Origin of the sequence: Streptomyces sp. NRRL S-495, from assembly GCF_000966955.1 — a bacterium.
Classification (GTDB): Bacteria; Actinomycetota; Actinomycetes; order Streptomycetales; family Streptomycetaceae; genus Kitasatospora; species Kitasatospora purpeofusca.
On record NZ_JZWY01001249.1, the window covers coordinates 1 to 2,377 of the forward strand.

The following is a 2,377-nucleotide window of genomic DNA, read 5'->3' on the forward strand; positions in this document are numbered from 1 at the left end:
CGGATCCTTCTGGAGGAACGCGAGATCGCCATCGCGTCCCGGCCCCTCGAAGCCACGGCCTTCGAGGTCGAGGGCATCAGGATGGCCTATGTCTTCTACGAGAGCGGCCTGTCGGTGAATGTGATGTACACCGTCGAGGACGCCAAGAAGCGGGCGGTCGGATTCAAACTCTCGGAGGGAATGGAGGTCCCGGCGGAACTCGCCCAGCGGTTCAGGTTCGCCCGCCAGAAGTCCAAGCTCGCCGGGACGATCCGCGGTTCGTTCTTCGTCATCAAGAACGAGTACTAGGTTCGGCCCGGTAGGTCACAGCGCCGCAGCCCGGGAGGAATCTTCACGGCTCGAACCCAGAGCACCACGACCCGTGCGCCCGGGTCGGGGGCCGATGGGCCACCGGTACTTCGGCCGAACCATGAGCGCGCCGGCCGGGCGTCGGTCGTCATGGCGGCAGCGGCCCGTCGGCATCCAGGCGGCTCTGATCAGCATCGGGATCGCGCTCACTCTCGGGATCGACTTCTCACTGCCGCCAGGACTGCCGTCCCTCCCGGATCCGCGCGGGCCGGGCGCGCAGGTGGTCCAGGAACGCACCGTCGCTTTCCGACCGCTCCTGCGCGGTGATCACGCGCCCCGGCGGACTGGCGTAGAGGCCGGGGATCGGCGTGGTTCATTCGGCCCGGTAGGTCTCGCGGTCGACGAGGCCGCCGCCGGGGGCGGGCCCGGGCCGAGGCCACCGGGGTGCAGCCAGTCGTCCCGTACGGTCCGGGCGGCGAGTTCGGGCTCGGCCGCGCAACAGCGTGCGTGAGGCTCTCCAGCGGCTCCGCGGCCCGCTTGCTCCCCGTACCCGCGCCGTGTCGCGGTCCGCGCTATCGGGCCGCTATGCGACTTGGGCAAGATCGATGTCGCAGGTCCGGTGGCGGTACACGCCGGGCACGACGAAGGCGTCCCGGTCGGCGCGCGACCCGTAGGAGCGGGCGCCCCGCCACGGTCCGGTGACTGATGGTCCTGCTCGCCGTGAAGGAGTCCGAACACACGATGGCGCACCCCGACGGTACAGAAGCACCGCTGCTGTGGACACTGGCCGGCAGCGGCAAGGAGTCGCTGGCGGCCGGCGCGCGCGGCCTGCACGCCTACCTGGCCGGTCGTGACGACTGGAGCCCCCAGGACATCGCGGTCACCCTCGCGCGCACCGCTTCCGACGGGAGCCGGCGGGCGGCACTGGTGGCGGACGGGCGGGACGGGTTCCTGCAGCGGCTGGGCGCGCTCGCCGACGGCAGGAGCATGCCCGGCCTGGTGGAGGGCGCCGCAGGGACAGACCGCCGGGTCGCCTTCGTGTTCCCCGGACAGGGCGCGCAGTGGCCCCGGATGGCGGTGGACCTGCTGGACACCTCCACCGTGTTCCGCGCCCGGATGGACGCGTGCGCGCAGGCACTGGAACCGTTCGTCGACTGGTCGCCGATCGACGTGCTCCGCGACCCGGACGCGCCCGGCGCACCCGCCGGGGACCGGGCCGACGTGGTCCAGCCCCTGCTGTTCGCCGTGACGGTGTCCCTGGCCGCTCTGTGGCGGTCCCACGGTGTGGAACCGGCGGCCGTGCTCGGGCACAGCGTCGGCGAGGTCACCGCCGCCGCGGTCTGCGGCGCGCTGTCCCTGGACGACTCCGCGCGGGTGGTGGCCCTGTGGAGCCAGGCCCAGGCGACCCTGGCCGGGCAGGGCGACATGGTCTCGGTGCTGGCCCCGGCCGACGAGGTCGAGCCGCGGCTGCGCCGCTGGGACGGCCGCCTCGTCGTCGCCGCGCACAACGGCCCGCGGTCCGTGATCGTCTCCGGCGACCGCGACGCCGCCGCCGAACTCCTCGCCGACCTGGCCTCGGACGCGGTGCACGCACGGCGGATCGCGGTGGGCCTGGCCGCCCATTCCCCCCACATCGACGCGATCCTCCCCCGGATGCGCGCCGACCTCGCACCGATCCGGCCCCGCACACCGCATCTGCCCTACTATTCCGGACTGACCGGGGGACGACTGGACGTCCCGGTACTCGACGCCGATTACTGGTGCCGCAACCTGCGCAACACGGTCAGGTTCCACCAGGCGACCGGAGCCCTGCTGCGGGACGGGTACGGCGTTCTGCTGGAGGTCAGCCCGCACACCGTGCTGACCTCCGCCCTCACGGACTGCGCGGAGGAACACGGTGCGCAGGCCGCCGTCCTCGGCACGCTGCGCCGCGACCAGGGTGGTCCGGGCCGGTTCCTGACCTCGCTCGGTGACCTGTACGTGCACGGTGTCACCCCGGACCGGGACGTGCTGCCCGCCGAACAGCACGCCCGGGTGCGGGAACTGCCGGCGGCCGTCCTGGCGGCGCTCGCGGGGCGCGGCCCGGGGG

At 73.2% G+C, this 2,377-nt stretch carries 1 protein-coding gene and 1 pseudogene; both read left to right on the top strand.

What is annotated here, in order from left to right:
* Window positions 1–288, top strand: a pseudogene (locus VR45_RS40925) (phage tail protein); the annotation flags it as partial.
* Between the two features lie 741 nt (window positions 289–1,029).
* The coding region (locus tag VR45_RS40930) for an acyltransferase domain-containing protein (protein ID WP_159394564.1) at window positions 1,030–2,377 on the top strand (1,348 nt) is incomplete at its 3' end.